Genomic DNA, 18352 nt, shown 5'->3' with positions numbered 1-18352 from the left:
GAAGAAGGAAGAAGGAAGAAGGAAGAAGGAAGAAGGAAGAAGGAAGAAGGAAGAAGGAAGAAGGAAGAAGGAAGAAGTCAGTAGTTATTTGTTAGATGCTACCAATGCCCAATGCCCCATGCCCAATGCCCCATGCCCAATGCCCAATGCCCAATGCCCAATGCCCAATGCCCAATGCCCCATGCCCCATTCGCAATTAATAATTAGTAATTAAAAATGCCCGAAAGCCATGAACTGGAAACAATCGAAATTCAACTCCTACTAGAGGGAATGTTCCGCTATTACGGATTTGATTTTCGCAATTATGCTCTTGCCTCTCTCAAGCGCCGTATTAAAAACACTATTCGCTCGGAACGGCTCACCACTGTCTCTGCACTTCAGGAAAAGGTACTTCACAATCCTGCTTACCTAGACCGTTTACTGCTGGACATTTCTGTCAATGTAACGGCGATGTTTCGCGATCCCAGCTTTTACATTAGTTTCAGAAATAAAGTGGTGCCGGTGCTGCGTACTTATCCTTTTATTCGCATTTGGCACGCTGGATGTTCGACGGGAGAAGAAGTCTATTCTATGGCAATCTTGCTGCAAGAAGAAGGACTGTATGACCGCTGTCGAATTTACGCTACGGACATGAATGAATTAGTTTTGAAAACCGCCAAGACAGGGATATTCCCGCTGAAACAAATGCAAGAATATACGCAACTCTACCACCAATCTGGGGGCAAAAAAGCGTTTTCTGAGTATTACACTGCTGCCTATGAAAATGCGATTTTTCGCTCTTCACTTAAAGATAATATTGTCTTTGCTCACCACAATCTAGCAACGGATAATTCTTTTAATGAATTTAATGTTATTTTATGCCGCAATGTGCTGATTTATTTCAATTCACACCTCCAACAGCGGGTACACAAGCTTTTTTATGAGAGCCTGGGAATGTTTGGAGTTTTAGGCCTGGGACATCAGGAGTCTCTGACTTTTACGCCTTATGAAAAATACTATGAACCACTTGAAAGTAGTGATAAAATCTACCGAAGAGTTAAATAAAAAAAAATTTGAAATAGTGGTTGTTGGCACGTCTTTGGGAGGGCTACAGGCTCTGACAGTCCTGCTGGCAGATTTGCCACAAAGCTTTCCTTTGCCTGTAGTTATTGTCCAACACCGCCATAAGAGTTCTCAGAATAGGCTTAGTGAGTTTTTACAACACCAAAGCTCTCTCCCGATCGCAGAGGCACAAGACAAAGAGCCGATCGCACCGGGATGGGTTTATTTGGCTCCTGCTGACTACCATTTGCTAATAGAATCGCCCTGTGAGGAGGAGTTTAGCCTGCATGAAAACGACTTTACAGAAGGGGGGAGCGTGGCAGTGGAGTCAATCAATAATTCAAAATCCCCAATCCCCAATCGCGGAACTCCTACATTTGCACTATCAACTGAGGCTCCTGTGTGCTACGCGCGGCCCTCAATCGATGTGCTGTTTGAGTCTGCTGCTGATGCTTTTGGGGAGAAAGTTATCGGCATAATTTTAACGGGGGCTAGTTCTGATGGCAGTCAAGGGCTGGCAAAAATTAAAGCTGAGGGAGGATTGACATTTGTTGAGGAACCGGCTTCTGCTCTATGCGGGACAATGCCCGCGTCGGCGATCGCAAATGTTGAAGTAGACTGGATTTTACCCCTAGCTCAAATCGCTCCGTGTTTAATCAACTTGCTAACAATTAAAAATTAAAAAATTTATGGATGTGCAGCGCTCCGATCGAGTAAATGTCCTTCTAGTTGACGATCGCCCAGAAAACTTGGTGGCTCTAGAAGCTATCCTCAACAGCCCCTCTTATAATCTAGTACAAGCCAATTCGGGCGCGGAGGCTCTGAGATGTCTGCTTAATGAAGATTTTGCGGTGATTTTACTTGATGTGCAGATGCCGGGAATGGATGGGTTTGAGACGGCAACATTGATTCGCTCTAGAGATCGATCGCGATCGACTCCGATTATTTTTATCACAGCATTCAGCAGTAATGACACCCACGTATTTAAAGGTTATTCTCTGGGTGCCGTGGATTACCTCTTCAAACCATTGGAACCGGAAATATTGACATCGAAGGTGCAGGTATTTGTGGAATTGTTCCAAAAAACAGTCGAGGTGAAGCGGCAAGCAACAGAGTTAGCTGCTGTTAATAGTGAACTAAGTAAAAGTGAAGAGCGGTTTCGCACTTTGTGTGCTTGTTCGCCGCTGGGAATTTACTTAGCTGACGTTGAAGGCCGCTGTACTTACATGAATCCCCGCTGTCAAGCGATTTCGGGGTTAATTTTGGAGTCAAGTTTGGCGTCGGCTTGGCAGGGTGTAGTTCATCCAGACGATCGCGATCGCGTAGTGGCAAATTTGTCAGCATGGATTAAACAAGGGCAGGAATATTCTAGCGAGTTTCGATTAGTTTTTAGCGAAACTGTGCGTTGGATTCACGTGCAGTCGTCGCCAATGTTTTCGGATTTGGGAAAACTGATCGGTCACGTGGGCACGGTTAGAGATGTCACTGACCGCAAGCAAGCAGAGGAAGAACGCGGCAGACTAATCCGCGAACAAGTGGCGCGGCAGGAAGCTGAGAGAGCTAACCAGATGAAGGATGAATTTCTCGCCATTCTTTCTCACGAACTCCGCACTCCTTTAAATGCAATTCTCGGCTGGTCTAGGCTGCTTCGGGCGAAAACATTTGACCAACAAACTATTAATAAAGCTCTAGAAACAATTGAGCGGAATGCTAAATCTCAATCCCAACTCATCGAAGATATTTTAGATGTTTCGCGGATTCTGCGCGGGAAACTGAATTTAAATAAGCATCGGCTTCAGTTGGAATATATAATTGAGATGGCAATAGATTCTCTGCGACCGCTGGCTGAGGAAAAATCAATTGTCCTAGAATTAACGTGCAGTCCAAATGTAGGTGAAGTTATCGGCGATTTCGATCGCTTGCAGCAAATAGTCTGGAATTTGCTGTCAAATGCGATTAAGTTTACTCCCCAAGAGGGTAAAGTAGAGGTGCGGTTGGAGTTAGCGGGCGACGAGGCCCAAATTCAGATAATTGATAGCGGAATTGGTATTGAGCCGGATTTTCTGCCTTATGTTTTCGATCGCTTCCGCCAAGCTGATAGCAGCACAACTAGGTCTTACGGGGGTTTGGGACTGGGATTGGCGATCGTCCGTCACTTGGTGGAACTTCACGGCGGTAAGGTTACCGCCGTGAATAATCCGGGCGAGGGTGCGAAATTTACGGTCTCTCTGCCATTTGCTGAGCGGAACGGGCAAGGTGCTCTTGACGATCGGTCTATCGTCAATGAGGCGACAGAGGAGCTCCCAACTCTTGCTAATTTGCAGTTGCTGGTGGTGGATGATGATGATGACACGCGGGAGTTTTTAGTTACTTTACTGGAACAGGAAGGAGCTATGGTGCGATCGGCGACATCGGTGGCTGGGGCTCTAGCTGCACTGGAGAGTTATTGGCCGGATGTGCTGCTGAGCGACATTGGAATGCCGCAAGCAGACGGCTATGAGTTGATCGCGCGGGTGAGAGAAATGGAAGTGCTGCGGGGTGGAAAGATGCCTGCGATCGCCCTGACGGCCTACGCGAGCGAGTCCGAGCGCCTGCAAGCGCTGGAAGCTGGCTTCCAGATGCACTTATCTAAACCTGTTGAGATAACTCAGTTAATTGCAGGAGTTGCTAACCTCGCAGGAATCATCAGAAATCCCGCTCCAACTCACATCTTGCACGATGCTCAAGAACAGGCATCTTGCCTGTTCCACAAAGATTAGATTTTATTGTGGGGAGTAGGCGTTGAGCAGGAGAGCCGGCCCGTGAAGGCTTATTGACAATGGTGCTCTTCGGTGATTTCCAAGGGACTCGGCGGTTTCAACCGCTTTGTCGATCCCCCAATCCCGTGCCGATTACTGAGAAAAATATTAAGCTAGCTTAAAGGACAAGCGATCGACAGCTCGGACAAGACAGTCGTTTTGGCCCCAAAAGCCGGATATTTGCCGTTTATTGCTTCAACCTACCGTCAAATTACAAAATTACCTGACAGTCCATACATGAATATTTTTAGCAGTCTGCTTTCTGGGCCAACTAAACAACCCCAAGTCACAAAACAGCGTCGAGGCATTGAAATTAAGTCGGAACGCGAAATCGAAATAATGCGGCAGGCGTCGAAAATTGTCGCAACGGTACTCAAAGAAATTTCCCAAATTGTGAAACCGGGAATGACTACTGCTGATTTGGATGTTTATGCCGAAAGACGCATCCGCGAAATGGGTGCAACTCCCAGTTTTAAAGGCTATCACGGTTTCACGGGATCGATTTGCTCTAGCATTAATAACGAAGCTGTTCACGGCATCCCCAGCCGCAAAAAAGTAATTCGTGCCGGAGATGTTCTGAAAGTAGATACGGGGGCATATTACCAAGGTTTTCACGGCGATTCTTGCATTACGATCGCAGTGGTGGAGGTGACACCGGAATCTGCAAAATTAATTAGAGTTGCAGAAGAAGCTCTCTATAAAGGCATCGAACAAGTGAAAGCGGGAGCTTATTTGCTCGATCTGGCTGGTGCGATCGAAGATCATGTCAAAAGCAACGGTTTTAGCATCGTTGAGGAGTTTACCGGCCACGGTGTCGGGCGAAATTTGCACGAGGAACCGTCGGTTTTCAATTTCCGCACCCGGGAAATGCCGAACGTGAAATTGCGATCGGGTATGACATTGGCGATCGAACCGATTCTGAATGCGGGTTCTAAGTACACTCGGACGCTTTCTGACAAGTGGACTGCTGTAACGGTTGACAATGCTATGTCGGCTCAGTTTGAGCATACTGTGTTGGTGACGGAAACTGGCTATGAAATTTTGACCGATCGTTCAAAAGTTTAAGTCCAAGGGTTCAAGAATAATTTTGAGTTTTGAGTTTTGAGTTTTGAATTAAAGATTTAATCAGTTTTTAATGGTTCAATCAAAACACAACTCAAAACTCTTGAGTGGAACAACATTTTTTTAAGTTCCTTCGATAGATGGAGTGACAATAAGAGTTAAATTCAGCTAAATTTAAACATAGTGGTAAAGCGTAAGGGTAACAGATATGTCAGCACGATTATTATTGGTAGATGATGAACCGGGCTTGCGGGAAGCGGTACAAGCTTATTTGGAAGATAGCAATTTTGCGGTTGAGGTTGCCAGTAATGCTCGCGACGGGTGGGAACTCTTGCAGCAGACTAATCCCGATTTGGTGATTTCAGATATTATGATGCCGCAGGTGGACGGTTATCAATTTCTGAAGCAAGTGCGGGAAGATCCTCGCTACAAGGCTTTACCCGTGGTGTTTTTGACGGCTAAGGGCATGACGGGCGATCGCATTCAAGGCTATCAAGCAGGTTGCGATGCTTATCTTTCTAAGCCTTTCGATCCCGATGAGTTGGTGGCAATTGTCACAAATTTGCTGGCCCGCCGCGCGGCTGCTAAGGAACTCGGCGAAAATGCTGAAAGTCCCGATATTGCTGCTTTAGCAAGCCAAATGGCGAGAATTGAGTCTTTGCTGAGCGGGCGGAGTTCGATCGCCCAAAGTCCTTCGCCGATTAAAATTGATTTGACTCCCCGAGAACAAAGTGTTTTGGATTTGGTTGCTCAAGGTTTGATGAATAAAGAAATTGCCCGCCGCTTGGAAACTAGCGTGCGGAATGTGGAAAAATACGTCAGCCGTTTGTTTAGCAAGACGGGTACTAACAGCCGTACTGAGTTGGTTCGCTTCGCTCTCGAACACGGCTTGACTAAGTAGGAGCCCTCTCGACTTTGCTGGAGGCTCTTCCTCGCCGATCTGCGTTACCGGGTTCTTCCTGGTAACGAGAATTATGCAAAAAATTAAAAATGTTAAGATAAAAGTATTGACAGATATCCGGTGACTGTGGTATGGCACATCAGCTTTCTGGCAGCGCGGGAGTGCGAAAACTAATGCGCGATCGAACTTCTGGGCGCTTTGGGTCTGAGATGGACACTCGCAAAAGCTGGGGAATTACTTAACGGAAATACCTGACGGTTTAAGAGTTTTCACGTAGTAAAGAGAAAGGAAAACAGTTGGCCGGATACCCTCCGTCAAGCAAAGTTGCCGCTAAGTGTCACAGATAGGGTTATATTTTGTCAGGAAAGAAACCACTATCAATTAATGACTCTGCTCAAAAACGGATACAAGCCCGCAACAGGAGTCGCAAGCAGCCCAAAATTTTAGACCAAAGTTCAACTTCTCAGATTCATCTGTGGAGTAAATCTAAAATCTAAAATCTAAAATCTAAAATCGGCTGACAGCGCTCTAAAGTAGTTGCGTATGTTGAATTTATAGCAGCACCAAAGTTGAGTTTATATCAGGAGGATAGGATGAGGAAAATCAGGGCGCTACAAAGGATAAGTGCCATAGTAGCACTGCCGATCGTACTAATGGCAAATACAGCTCAAGCTTTTGCCGCCGATACCGATCAGAAAATAGAGCCAATTAAGAAAGTTTCGGATTTCGGCGATGAGCTTGATTTTGATATGCCCACACCAACAACAATCAGCATTGAAGAAAGCGAGGATTGGGATGAACCTGATTTTGCAGCTACTAATTTAGATATGGAGATTAGTAAATTTATGACAAACAATCTTCAAGCTGTAATTGATGAGCCACCGCCCGTAGTTTATCTCAGCGCGGCAAGGGGTCAGTCAACCAAGGAATGCCGGATTTCAGCAATCTGCGAATAACTGAATGAGATTTGTGCGATTTGTGCGATGGCTCTTTTTCTCGGTACAATTCTCGGTGTGCGACGGTAAAAATTTCAGTAAAATCCAGTAGATTTTGCTGGAAATATGCGAATAACAGAGTATGTATTTTTTCGGGTATGCTTTAATGCGATCGGCTAAAACAATCGGACAGTTTCAGGGCCCAAGCATGGGGGCGAGAAACCCGGTTTCTACGAATTTTGGGTTGAGTAACGAGAAATATACAAAGAAACCGGGTTTCTGAGGTCACTAACTAACTGTAGGTGCTTAGCGTAGGGAAAATATTGAGTCTCTGGTTGCTGCCACATTCAGCCCGAATTGCACCCTACAATAACTATCCGTTACAGCCGTTAAATCCGTTTCACAATCCGTTGCCAAACTTCTTCCTACAGCATCAATTCTGAGAAGAATTTTCCAATATTAATTATGATTAATTCGCACTGCCACCAAGACACCGCAGCACAGCAAAACAAAAGTTCGCTGCAAACTCTCTCCCGGACTTTGAGAATGTCTCAGGGGCAATTTTCTCTGATTTTGGTTCGATGTAATTACAGTGCGATGAGAGAAGAAACTGTACGGCAATTACGGGAAGATTCTGGTATCGAGATTCGAGAAATTGTCCTCCCGACATCTGTTAAAACTCTTTACACGACGATAGAAACCGAACTTACCGACAGCCAGCCACCAGCTTTAATGGTGTTTGGATTGGAATCGGTAAGCGCGATCGATCGACTGCTGACTTCTACCAACTACGTGAGGGAAGAATTTAGGAATAATTTTCCCTTCCCGGTGGTGCTGTGGGTGACAGACAAAATTTTAAAAAAACTGATTCGGTTAGTAACAGATATCGAGACTTGGACGACAACTGTTGAATTTGTGCTCGGCCCAGACGACTTGGTGGATTTCCTGGGCAAAAGTGCCGATCGCATTTTTTCCAACATTTTAGAAAACGGCAATTGGCGTTTAAGTAATTCTGCCATTATCGGAGCCAATTCTTTGACTGAATTAGAGTCGGCCAGCCAAGACTTGCAAAGTTGCAACATCAGGTTAGAACCAGCTATTGAAGCGAGTTTGCAATTTATTCGCGGTCGGCACGAATATGCTTGTCACCGCATCCCGACTGCTCTTGCATTGTATCAAAAAAGTCTCAACTTTTGGAAGTATCAAGTACCATTTATTGGAGCTAAAACAGAATTTAGCGATTTGTTATTTACCGTTCATCCTGCCCCGGTGTTAGAGGGAATTATGCTATTCCACATCGGTCTTTGCTACCGCTTTCAAGCAGAACAACACCGCAGCGATAACCGTCCTTACTGGACGGAAGCTAAGAATTATTTTCAGGAATGTATTGATGTTTTAGAACGCGCGGGGCGGTCGGATGCCGTTGGTATATTCATCAATCAACTCGGCGAAGTATTGCAGCATTTAGAAGATTGGGATGCACTCTGGAATTTAGCTATCAAAGCTCGGAGGTTACATCAAAACATGGAAAATTCAGCAGTGAATTTGGCTCAAGATTACGGCTTTTTGGCTAGAGGAGCCTTAGAGCAGAAGAACTGGCAAGGGGCGAAAGAATGGGCTTTAGTCGCTCTTGAGGTTCTCAACTCAAATTTAGAAGCGACGGGACAGGGAACGCCTGTAAAGTCGCAGCATCAAGGCTTGTATCTGTTAATTTTAGCAGAGGCCCAGAGCCAGTTGGGTGAGATCGAGGAGGCGATCGCGCATTTAGAGCTTGCTCGATCGGAAACCGAAGCTTGCTACAACCCGCAACTGTATTTGCGGGTTTTAGAAATGCTGCGATCGCTCTATTTTCAGCGAGGAGAATATCTCGAAGCATTTCAAATTAAGCAAGATTATCGAGCGGTAGAACACACGTATCGGTTCCGAGCTTTTATTGGAGCCGGAAAGTTGCAGCCGCACAGAGAAGCGGTTAATCCCGCCGCCGAAACTGTTGCCACCTCTGCTACTATTGCTGACGAAATTACTGCTTCGGGCCGAGAAGAAGACCTCAACCGCTTGATATATAGGATGAACAATACCCCTGACAAACTGACAGTAATTTACGGTCAGTCTGGAGTTGGCAAAAGTTCAATTGTCACCGGGGGATTAGTACCGGCTCTCAAACAAAAAAAAATAGAAATGCGGACTGTTTTGCCCGTAGTCCTGCAAGTTTACAACAACTGGCCGCGGGAATTGACCAGACAGTTATCTGCTGGTAAAGCTGAAATATTCGAGCGGGAAATTTCCGAAGCATTACCGGGAGCGGAGGAGGTAGATTTTCTAGTAGAAGCAGGCGCAGTCAAGGGAAATCTTATTTCGGGATTTAACGGCGGCTCTGCTGGGAAAAATGAGGATAAAATTGAGCAGTCACAGCCTGTAGAATTAATCTTAGAAAAACAGGCTATCGAATACGAAAAAATTATCAAGGAACTGCAAACAAATTCAGAACATCTAGTGACTGTTCTGATCTTTGACCAATTTGAAGAATTCTTTTTTGTGTGGAAAGAGCCAGCGGCAAGGCAGATATTTTTTGATTTTTTGCGGAAATGCTTGAAAATCAAATATTTAAAAGTCGTCCTGTCTTTGCGGGAAGATTACCTGCACTATTTGCTGGAATTTTCCCGACCGAAAAATCAAGCACAATTTATCAAAAATGATATTTTGGCGGACATTCTCAGCAAAGATATTCTGTTTTATTTGGGAAATTTTTCGCTGGGCGATGCGCGATCGGTAATTCGCACTTTAACTGAACGATCGCAGTTTTACTTAGAACCGGAGCTGATCGAAGAATTAGTCAAAGATTTAGCTGGAGAATTGGGAGAAGTCCGCCCGATCGAACTGCAACTTGTCGGCGCTCAACTGCAACAAGAGGACATTAGAACTTTAACTCACTATCAGGAACTAGGCAACAATCCGCGACAAAAATTAGTGGAAAGATTTCTCGAAGAAGTCATCAAAGATTGCGGCCCGGAAAATGAAGTAGCGGCGCGCCGAGTTTTGTATTTGCTAACAGATGAAGATGAGATACGTCCCCTAAAAACCCGCGCCGAATTAGCCTCGGATTTAGCGACATTTGCAGAGGCTGACAAATTAGATTTAGTCTTAGAACTGTTAGTAAAATCCGGTTTAGTTTTTCGGTGGACGGAACTACCGGCAGAGCTTTACCAGCTCGTTCACGACTATCTAGTTAGTTTCATCCGCCAGCAGCAGGAATTAGATAAAAAGGCAGAATTCGACGAACTGCGAAAGCAAAACCAAATTAACCGAGATGAAATTGACCAAATTCGCAAAGACAGAGAGCGAGATGCTTTGCTGTCGGAATCTAGAGACAAACAGCGTCAAGCTAGAGACAAACAGCACGAAGCAGAAGCTCAACTTTACCAAACTCGGAGATGGCAATTGCGGGCGGCAGTTCTAGGAGTGCTTGTACTCGGAGGTGTTTCGGGGCTGGCATTCGAGCAAGCAAAATTAGCAGAAATCGCGCGGCAAGAAGCAGAAAAAAGTCGGACTGATGCCCTAAATTCGGCGTCCGAAGCTTTGATTCTTTCTAATGAAAAAAATCAATTAGGAGTGTTGGGAAATAGTATCAAAATCGGCCGTGATTCTCAGAAAAGTACAGCGCTGCCTGTGGATACTAAAAATCAAATTGCTGAAAGACTCAGACAAGCAGTTTCCGGGGTGCAAGAACGCAACCGTTTCGAGCAGCACAGCAAGTTTGTTTTGGATGTGAGTGTCAGTCCAGACGGCAATTCAGTTGCTTCGGCAAGTGCTGACAAAACTGTTAAATTGTGGAGCAAAGAAGGTAAGTTATTAAAGACTTTCAATCACCCAGATAGCGTGACGAGTGTTAGTTTTAGCCCGGATGGGAAAACGATCGCAACTGGTTGTGCCGATCGTAAAATCCGAATTTGGCAAGTAGATAACGACAAAAGTGCGGTCGCAACTTTAGAAGACCACAAAGATATCGTCACCAGCGTTAGTTTCAGCCCCGATGGCAAAACCCTCGCTTCCGCGAGTCACGACAAGACTGTCAAAATCTGGAACATTACCAGCAAAAAATTGCTGCAAACTTTGAACGGACACAAAGATTGGGTACTCGGTGTCAAATTCAGTCCCGACGGCAAAACAATTGCCTCAGCAAGTGCTGACAAAACTGTCAAACTTTGGAACCGAGAAGGTAAAACTCAAAAATTTCAAATTAATCCCAAAACTTTAAACAAGCATTCTGACATCGTTTACAGCGTAAGTTTCAGTCCGAACAATCAAGAAATCGTCACCGCAAGTGCCGATACTACAGTCAAAATCTGGAACCGAAAAGGTGAGGAAATTAGAACTCTCAAAGGACACAACGATGAAGTTGTCAGTGCTAGTTTCAGTCGCGACGGCGAAAAAATTGTCACGGGTAGTGCAGATGATACGGTGAAAGTTTGGAACCGCAGCGGCACTTTGTTGAACACTTTTCGAGGACACCAAGATGATGTGAGGGCCGTAACTTTCAGCCGCGATGGGACTATTGCTTCGGCAAGCAAAGACAAAATGGTGAAAATTTGGAATCCTGACAGCACTCCTTTGAATAAGATTTTATCGGGACACGGTGACTGGGTTTATAAAGTCAGTTTTAGTGCGGATGGCAAAACAATTGCTTCTGCTAGCGGGGACAAAACGGTGAGACTTTGGCGCGCTGACGGCAGTTTATTCAAAACCTTGGCAGGTCACAAGGATTCTGTTACCTGGGTGAGCATTTCGCCTGATGATAAAACTGTTGCTTCGGCCAGCGATGACAAAACGGTGAAAGTCTGGAGTTTAGACGGGAAGCTGTTAGATACTCTGAACCACAGCGGCATTGTTAGAAGCGTCAGTTTTAGTCCAGACGGCAAGACTATTGCTGCCGCAAGTGCCGATCGCAAATTGTACCTCTGGCGCTGGAACGGTTCTAAAGCAACAATGCTTGCCAAACTCGATCGCAGCAACCCGGTAATTAGTGTTAGTTTCAGCCCAGACGGCAAAACTATCGCTGTGGCTACGGCTACTGACGATCAATCAACTGCGAACAAAAATGCTTTTGAAAGTGCGGGAGCAAATAAGGTTTACCTGTGGCAATTTAATGGTTCCGAGGCGAAAATTCTAAAAACTCTCGCTCACCCAGATAGTGTTAAAGATGTGAGTTTCAGTCCTGACGGTAAGACAATTGCTACTGCTTGTGCTGACAAAAAAGTTTACTTGTGGCGGTTTGATGGAAAAGGCGCAACAATAGCGGAAAAACTCGACCACAGCGATACTGTGGAAAGCGTGAGTTTCAGTCCTGACGGCAAGTTGATTGCGGCGGCGAGTGGGGGAAATACTGTTAAGCTGTGGAATTTTGACGGTCAGAAGGCGATTCTATCTAAGACTTTGGAATCGAGCGATCGGGTGTTGAGTGTTAGTTTTAGTTCTGACAGCAAAACTCTGGCTTTTGCTAGTAGGGATAGGAATGTAATTCTCTGGCCTTTGGAGAATTTGGAACTGAATAATATTATTGCTCGGAGTTGCGAATGGGTGAAAGATTATTTGCAGAATGACCCGAATGTCGCTGAGGGCGATCGAATGCTTTGTCTTGGGTTTGGGAAGCAGGCGTTAAATAAGGGGAAGCGGTGAAATTGACAGCGGTAAGTTGCGGGCTGCGCCCCCTACATAATTATATTTTACTAATTCTCATCAACATAATTTTATGGAAAAATTCTGTATATGTCTCGGCGGTGCGCTACTCGCTGACAAATTAAAGTTTTTGTCGGTGCATCAACTGTGAGTCCAATACGGTAGTCACCAACACGAATTTTATATTTATCTGGATAACCTTTCATTTTTTCCAGATATCCTAATGCAAAGGGATTGTCTGATTCTAAGAATTGAAAAACTATAGGTTCTATCCTACTTCTAATTTCAGCAGGTAAAGCAGCTAGTTCTTTGAGGAACCGATTTGTATATTCAACTTGCCACATTATTTTGTTTGATTGAGTTATAATACTTTAGTGCTTGTTCTTTTGATAATCTATCATCACCTTCAGTTTCTTCTATAAGTTTAGCCAGACCGTAGTTTTCCAAAATCTCCTCGATTTTCTCAAATTGTTCAAGGGGGATTTGAACAGCAATCGGCTGCTGATTTTCGTCGATTACATAACTTTTATGTAGTTCTAGCATTTTGTAGTATTTATATCTGAGTATATGAATTATTATAATAGATACATTTGTTTTGTCAATAGGCGATCGCGTCTGCCTGTCGAGTTGCTCAACCGATCGGTTAAACAAATCTATCTACTGGCTAATGGTGTTGGCAGTAAAATTGCGATAAAATTCGACTGACAAGCTTAACCTTTTTGGCAATTACCCACCGAATTAACCAGCAATCAAAACCCGAGGTAAACTCTATGGACGCCAACTCCCAAAATGTCCAACCAATCCCGCCATTCAACGAGACAAACGAGGAAACACCAGAGATAGGTGGCGGTTTGCCCGTAATTGAGTTTTGGGCAAAGCATACATTGTCCCCGGAAGGCCCGAAACTTTGGAAAACTTTGCTGCACAAAAGTGCTTGTTTGTCCTGTTCTTGGGGCACTGGCGGGCAGAAAGGAGGTTTTACCAATGAAGAGGGCGAAAAACTTCAGCGCTGCATGAAAAGCGTTGAAGCAATCTCCGCTGAAATCAAGCCGGCTATCTCAACTCAATTTTTTGAACAGCAGAGTATTGCACAACTTCAGCAATTAACTTCAATGGAAGCCGATAGGTTGGGAAGGCTGAGTTTTCCGATGATTTTGCGGGCGGGGAAGTCTCATTACGATCGCATTTCTTGGCAAGAAGTTTATCAGATTGCCGAAGCTGCGTTTCGCAAAACCCCCGAACGAGTGGCATCCTACAGTTCCGGCCGCTCTTCCAACGAAGCGGCTTTTCTGCTGCAATTGATGATGCGGGCGATCGGCTCTAACAACTTAGCAGATTGTTCGGATCTCTGCCACGCTCCCTCGACAACCGGGTTAAGCGAAATGTTCGCCACCCGCACCTCGGTAGTGAGTCTAGAAAACTTGAAGCAAGCAGATTGCGTCGTACTCGCGGGCAGCAATTCTTCCTACAACCATCCCCGCTTGATGAACGAATTGATTAAAATTCGCGACAAAGGCGGTAAAATAATTGTAATTAACCCGGTCATGGAAATCGGGTTAGTCAAGTTTGGTTCTCCCGCATTTCCCGTCAAGTCGCTCATCCCCGGTTCCGATATTTCCTCCCTATACTTGCAACCAATTCCCGGCAGCGATACGGCGCTATTTGTCGGCATTCAAAAGTCTGTAATCGAACAAGGATTGCTGGACGAAAAATACTTGCAAGCTTATACAGAAGGCTGGGAAGCAGCAGTCCAACACGCCCGCGAAACTTCTTGGGAAACTATTACTGAAACCTGCGGAGTTTCCCGCGCAGAAATTGAGGCAGCAGCCAAAAATCGGCACTTCAAAGCGGGTTGTATTCGGTTGGGCGATGGGAATTACCCAACACGATAACGGCGTAGATAATGTTTTTAGCATTGCCAACACTGCTTTGATGACGGGAAATGTCGGCAAAGAAGGGGCGGGATTAATGCCCGTGAGAGGACACTCAAACGTCCAAGGATTCGGCTCTATGGGCGTGACTGTGAAGCTGAAAAAAGAAATTCAACAAGCTTTAGAAAAGTTATTGAATCGTCCCCTCAGCCGCGTTAAGGGTTACGAAACTCGATCGCTCATTGAAGCAGCAGATGCAGGCAAAGTCGATACCCTGATTTGTCTGGGCGGCAACTTGTACGGGGCGAATCCAGATTCAACTGAGGCAAAACGCGCTTTAGGCAAGATTGAAACTATTATATACCTCGCAACCAAACCGAATTTAGGGCATTTTCACGGATTGGCAAAGCACAATACAATTGTGATTCCCGTCCTGAATCGCTTTGAAAACCCCCACAAAACAACCGTGGAATCTGGGAATAATTTTGTGCGTTTCAATGATGAGGGCGAAACTCATCTCAAAGATTCTGATTTAATTTCAGAAGTGCATTTTTTGACAGAATTGGCTAGCCGAATTCACGGTACTTATCCGGTAGATTGGCGTCAACTTCAAGATACCAGGTACGTTCGGCAATTGATTGCTCAAACGATTCCAGGTTATGAAAAAATCGGAACAATTGATGAGACACAAGAGGAATTTACCATCGGCGGGCGGATTTTTACAGAACCTAAATTCCCGACTGATTCCGGGAAAGCAAAGATGTTTGTCACGCCTTTGCCCGTGCTGAAACTACCGGAAATCAAAGATTTTGGTGCATCGGAATCGGTGCGGGGTTTAGTTGTGGCCTTGATGACGGGACGCAGCTATTCCCAGCACAATACTGTGGTTTACAAAATTGATGACAAGTACCGGGGAATGCCGCACCGCAACTGCATTTTGATGAATCGGGCGGATGCAGAAAGCGCTGGTATGCAAGAACATCAGCGGGTTACGGTGCAGGGAAATGCGGGGAAAATGGAAAATGTCGAGGTGATTTACGGGGCGGTTCGTGAGGGTGCTGCTTTGATGTTTTATCCGGAAGTTAATGTGATTTTTCACCCGGAAATTGAAAGGCGATCGGGCACGCCTGCTTACAAGCGCGTACCTGCTTTTGTTTATGCGGAAAGGTAAAAACAGAATACTATTGATTGCCTCATCGCAATTACGCGCACTGACTCAACGGCGGAAATTCCCATTTTCCCGAATATAAAGTAGATGGCAGCTTTAAACAATAAGCAGCAGGAATTACCTCGATCAGCCACCAATTAAACATATCTCGTCTGGCTTCAGTAAAACCAGAAATGGCATCACCGGTAATTGCATCATACAGAATGTCCAAGATGGCATTATAAGCTGTTTTGGTGTTGAGTGTTTGCAACAACCCGTAGAAAATATTATAAGCTTCGTTACTAGCTTGATATTTTCCAAGTTGGTTGATATTAGGAAACAAGGTATCTGCCCAAGTTTCGGGGATTTCACCACCATCCTTCAGCCAACAAGAGATAATTCCTTCAACGATATCAGCCTTGTGTTCTTCAGGAAAGTAATGTTTAATCGTCGGTTTAGCTGCTAATGCTATTCCATAGGCCATATAGACATACCGCTGATGGGATATTGCATCATTCGGCATTCCAAAGGCCGTCATTACTTCTACAAAAGCTTCTTCTACATCGCTGTTTCCGCCTCTTTCGTATAAATCGTCATATTTTCTGTCCCAAACCGTGCGAAGTGTTTGCTGTAATCGATCGGGAAGATCGGAGTTGCTAGGCAATTTAAAATCGGTGTAGTGGCCTATGTCAAACTTGAGCATTGACTTTCCCTCCTTATATTTTTCATTTAAGCGGAGACTAAGATAAAGCTTGTTTTAAGCTTCATATCACTTCCATTCTACCTTGCCCAGAGAAGCCAGTAAAGCCTTGCTTGGCTCTACTGGCTTTTTATCCTATAGCGGTTCTCAGAAAGATGAGGTACGTAGTTGGGCTTCAGCCCTCTTAGTGTAGTGGTTATGTAAGCTGTCAGTCATACCTCATCTTTTTGAGAAAGGCTATATATTTCTACGGATATGGCTCCTTGTAGAAGATAATCACTTCAATGTTCGGGAACAATCTACCAAAGTCTTCATCGCAAGTAGTGTTACATCCAGAACACATCTGCATCTCAGTGTAGAGGTAAAGCCTTCCTGTCGCATCCGAAGGTACACTATCTCCTTCCAAGTCTTCTGCAAGTGCATTGAAGAGCTTGTACTCGGCGTGTTCTTTGTTGTAATTATTATTGAGTGATGCTCTGTCAATCCTTGGGAAAAATAGCAACTGTGGTCCATTTTTTTCGCCGGGAATATTGATAGGCTTTTTCTTGCTAGTAGCTTCTTTTCTATAAACTCTACCCGTTGCGAGTTCTAGTTTGGCAACAGCAACATTACCAGAACTGGCTTTTTTAATATGAGTCGATCGAACATCTTGAGCCTTAGTCCGCAATTCCTCTACGATATCCGCATAGGACTCAGGTATATCTTGGGGATACTCGTAATGAAGTGTGTTTCTATAGGGGTTTCCTGTAGTTAAGTTGTTTGTCATGCGATTAATTTTAATTTTGCAAATAATTTTTTATATAACCTGAATAAGACATAAGCTTAAAGCCTCGTCTTACTCAGGTATTTTGATTCTACTGTACTATATAGAACTTGTCAAAATCTCAGTTGTTAGCCAATTGTTCAAATTCGCGATCGCTCTGGGATATCTCGAAATGCGATCGCTACAATTTCTATTAGACCTCTTGCAAAAATAACTAGGACGGGCAAGATGCCCATCCCACAAAATTTTTTTCTTGTGGAATGGGCCGGAGAGCCCGTTCCAGAATTTGATTAAAAGGATTTTTGCAAGAGGTCTATTAAGTATTCGGATTTTGCAAAGTTCTACCGCGCCAAGTCCATCCCCAACCAGTTTCGGTTTTAATCGCAGAGGCGATCGCAATCGCCGCCACTAACGCACCTCCCACACCTCCCAACCACCAGTATTTCGTCGGACATTCAGAAATCTCGGCACCCAAGCGGCGCAAATTGTAATGCTGCAAAATTACGATTACGGATAAACAGATCGTTAACAAGGTAATTGGTAATTGGTAATTGGTAATTATGTTTGCAAAGTCGCCATTTGCCAGCAAAATAGCTAATGCCAACCAGGGCATAGAATAAAGAAATAACATAATTGCAGCCATGTAAACCATCAACCCCCAACTGCGGTTAGCGCCGAGATACAGATTCTTTGTCCAGCCTTCCCACAATGTGTTCCAAGACCGATACATCCGCACGGATGCCAAATTTGACCCGGCATAAAGTCCGAGCTTTAAACCCGCACGTTTGATGCGTCTAGCTAATTCCACATCTTCCACAATTTCACCAGCAACTGCTTCGTGACCGCCGATTTTTTCGTAGGCCGATCGCCTAAATAGCATAAACGGGCCGCCGGCAAAAGCGCTGTCGGTTGTCGGATCGTTGACTGCGGTGAAGTCGTAGCAAACTGCTAGGTGACTGAACATTATCGGCTGCACCAACCACTCGGCAAAACACTCGCAAACGAGTGCTGGCATACAGGTGAACAAGTCTATTTTCTCGGTTTCTGCTGTGGCGATAGCGGTTTCGATCGCCCCGGGTTTGAGCCGCACGTCGGCATCGATAAATAATAAGAAGTCTCCGGTTGCTATTTGAACAGCTTGGGCGCAGGCCCAGTTTTTGCCCGCCCAATATTGGTTGGCAGGTCGCGGCTGACCTGCTAATATTTTTAGGCGGGGGTCGCCCGGCTGCTGTTGCAGGGTTTGAGCGATCGCCAGCGTGTCGTCTGTCGAGCGATCGTCTACAATCAAAACCTCTAGGTTGTCCTCCGTCAGCGGTGTACTCTCCAAAATGGCGATCGCGCAATCCCGAATATTCTCGGCTTCGTTGTATGCTGGTACGATTACCGAAACTTTTGGCATCCGAGAGGGCTCCGGCCGCGCGGAACTTCTGTCGGTTCGAGGCGCATTTTCGACCGATCGGC

The 18352-nt window shown here is 45.1% G+C and carries 14 protein-coding genes; 9 read left to right on the top strand and 5 right to left on the bottom strand.

The annotated features are described in order from the left end of the window. The first annotated feature begins 216 nt into the window (after positions 1 to 216). From QUB70_RS10320 to QUB70_RS10290, 7 genes are all read left to right on the top strand, one after another. On the top strand, positions 217 to 1044 hold the full coding sequence (locus QUB70_RS10320; RefSeq protein ID WP_332980092.1) for a CheR family methyltransferase: 828 nt from the start codon (positions 217 to 219) through the stop codon (positions 1042 to 1044). Next, complete coding sequence (locus tag QUB70_RS10315) at positions 998 to 1723, top strand: chemotaxis protein CheB (protein WP_332980091.1); 726 nt, start codon at positions 998 to 1000, stop codon at positions 1721 to 1723. The genes QUB70_RS10320 and QUB70_RS10315 overlap by 47 nt, the downstream gene beginning before the upstream one ends. A 7-nt stretch (positions 1724 to 1730) precedes the next feature. Further along, the gene (locus QUB70_RS10310; RefSeq protein WP_332980090.1) at positions 1731 to 3800 is read left to right on the top strand and encodes a hybrid sensor histidine kinase/response regulator; all 2070 of its coding nucleotides are present in this window, start codon (positions 1731 to 1733) and stop codon (positions 3798 to 3800) included. A 276-nt stretch (positions 3801 to 4076) separates the two neighbouring features. Further along, positions 4077 to 4904, top strand: coding sequence for a type I methionyl aminopeptidase (gene map / locus QUB70_RS10305; RefSeq protein ID WP_332980095.1), 828 nt, complete (start codon positions 4077 to 4079; stop codon positions 4902 to 4904). Positions 4905 to 5109: 205 nt separating this feature from the next. After that, entirely contained in the window at positions 5110 to 5802 is a 693-nt protein-coding gene (locus QUB70_RS10300; RefSeq protein WP_332980088.1) for a response regulator transcription factor, read from the top strand. A 593-nt stretch (positions 5803 to 6395) separates the two neighbouring features. Next, positions 6396 to 6758 carry a hypothetical protein gene (locus QUB70_RS10295; RefSeq protein WP_332980086.1) on the top strand — a complete coding sequence of 121 codons (363 nt, stop codon included), beginning with the start codon at positions 6396 to 6398 and terminating at the stop codon, positions 6756 to 6758. 444 nt (positions 6759 to 7202) lie between these two features. Beyond that, a complete protein-coding gene (locus QUB70_RS10290) occupies positions 7203 to 12410 on the top strand; it encodes an nSTAND1 domain-containing NTPase (protein WP_332980084.1) in 5208 nt (1735 codons plus the stop codon). Positions 12411 to 12481: 71 nt separating this feature from the next. Here the strand turns inward: QUB70_RS10290 and QUB70_RS10285 are convergent, their stop codons facing one another. Both QUB70_RS10285 and QUB70_RS10280 read right to left on the bottom strand, forming a co-directional pair. After that, on the bottom strand, positions 12482 to 12754 hold the full coding sequence (locus tag QUB70_RS10285) for a type II toxin-antitoxin system RelE family toxin (RefSeq protein ID WP_332980082.1): 273 nt from the start codon (positions 12752 to 12754) through the stop codon (positions 12482 to 12484). After that, positions 12741 to 12953, bottom strand: coding sequence for a hypothetical protein (locus QUB70_RS10280; protein ID WP_332980081.1), 213 nt, complete (start codon positions 12951 to 12953; stop codon positions 12741 to 12743). The genes QUB70_RS10285 and QUB70_RS10280 overlap by 14 nt, the downstream gene beginning before the upstream one ends. A gap of 227 nt (positions 12954 to 13180) precedes the next feature. Between QUB70_RS10280 and QUB70_RS10275 the strand changes: the two genes are divergently transcribed. Then, positions 13181 to 14302, top strand: a complete 1122-nt coding sequence (locus tag QUB70_RS10275) for a molybdopterin-dependent oxidoreductase (protein WP_332980080.1) — start codon at positions 13181 to 13183, stop codon at positions 14300 to 14302. Then, a complete protein-coding gene (locus QUB70_RS10270; protein WP_332980078.1) occupies positions 14280 to 15452 on the top strand; it encodes a molybdopterin dinucleotide binding domain-containing protein in 1173 nt (390 codons plus the stop codon). Before QUB70_RS10275 ends, QUB70_RS10270 begins: the two co-directional genes overlap by 23 nt. A gap of 31 nt (positions 15453 to 15483) precedes the next feature. Here the strand turns inward: QUB70_RS10270 and QUB70_RS10265 are convergent, their stop codons facing one another. The 3 genes from QUB70_RS10265 to QUB70_RS10255 form a co-directional block, all read right to left on the bottom strand. After that, the gene (locus QUB70_RS10265) at positions 15484 to 16131 is read right to left on the bottom strand and encodes a hypothetical protein (protein ID WP_332980077.1); all 648 of its coding nucleotides are present in this window, start codon (positions 16129 to 16131) and stop codon (positions 15484 to 15486) included. 244 nt (positions 16132 to 16375) lie between these two features. Next, positions 16376 to 16894, bottom strand: coding sequence for a deaminase domain-containing protein (locus QUB70_RS10260; RefSeq protein WP_332980074.1), 519 nt, complete (start codon positions 16892 to 16894; stop codon positions 16376 to 16378). A gap of 313 nt (positions 16895 to 17207) precedes the next feature. Beyond that, positions 17208 to 18290 (bottom strand): glycosyltransferase, encoded by a 1083-nt coding sequence (locus tag QUB70_RS10255; RefSeq protein ID WP_332980073.1) that lies wholly within the window; start codon positions 18288 to 18290, stop codon positions 17208 to 17210. Positions 18291 to 18352 lie beyond the last annotated feature (62 nt).

The organism is Microcoleus sp. A003_D6 (genome assembly GCF_036702825.1).
GTDB lineage: Bacteria > Cyanobacteriota > Cyanobacteriia > Cyanobacteriales > Microcoleaceae > Microcoleus.
Note: the sequence above shows the minus strand (reverse complement) of the source record. Positions and strands in the feature narration are given on the sequence as shown.